Genomic DNA, 956 nt, shown 5'->3' with positions numbered 1-956 from the left:
GAGTGGAACGACATCCGCGGGATCCCGAACAGCGACGTCACGACCACCACCAAGGTGGCCGTCGAGCCGTACGCGAGCGGGGCCCAGACGACCACGGCCACCGCCACCGTCGAGGCCGCTGACGGGTTCGAGACCGGCGGTCAGGTGCGGTTCAGCATCGGCTCGTGGTCGGAGCTCGCCCACCTGAAGGACGGCGCGGCCACGGTCACGCTGCCGGAGGATCTGCCTGCGGGTACCCGGACGGTCAAGGCCGAGTACCTCGGCTTCGACTATCTGAAGGCGTCGGAAGCTGCGGCGTCGTTCACGGTGCCGGGCGCTCCGGAGCTCGCGCTGACCGTGACCGCCACCGCCCGCTGCGTGGGCACCACGGCGTACGTGGCCGTGACCGCGGTCAACGACGCCGCCGTGCCGGCGAACGTGACGCTGACCACCCCCTACGGTTCGAAGACCGTGGCCGACGTCGCCCCAGGCAAGCAGGCCTACCAGTCCTTCAGCGCCAGGGCCGGGCAGATCGCCACGGGCAGTGCGACCGTGACGGCGACCGCGACGATCGATGGCCGGCAGGTCACCTCGACCTACAACCCCTCCTACACCGCCATCAACTGCGCCTAACCCGACCGGCCACGGCGCAATCCCGCTACTGAACCGGGGCCGGTCGCGTACCGGTCGGCCCCGTCCCCATAGATCGATGTCGCATGAAGACCCGGTGACCGGAACAATCCACACCGATCACCGGGTCGCGACGATCCCCCATAGCGCGTCGCAGCAGAGCGGCGTCGCAGACATCCGCAGAGCTCCCGATCATGCCGCGTTGCCGGAACTCATCGGCGGTTGCGTCCACGGAGGTGGTGTACGAGTTTCGGCTGGTAGTCAGCGTGGCGTCGTGAAACGAGGACGGCCATCGCGTGATCCTTTTCGATGTTCCACGATCGAAGGAGAACCAAGGCGATGGCCGT

General features: G+C 68.2%; 1 protein-coding gene. It reads left to right on the top strand.

Annotated features, from left to right (window positions below):
• The coding region (locus ABGB17_RS38790) for an Ig-like domain repeat protein (protein ID WP_347639392.1) at window positions 1–612 on the top strand (612 nt) is incomplete at its 5' end.
• Window positions 613–956: the final 344 nt, after the last annotated feature.

The sequence above is a fragment of the Sphaerisporangium sp. B11E5 genome (assembly GCF_039871875.1).
In the GTDB taxonomy this organism is placed as follows: domain Bacteria; phylum Actinomycetota; class Actinomycetes; order Streptosporangiales; family Streptosporangiaceae; genus Sphaerisporangium.
The sequence above is the reverse complement of the archived record's forward strand: the minus strand, read 5'-3'. Positions and strand labels throughout refer to the sequence as shown.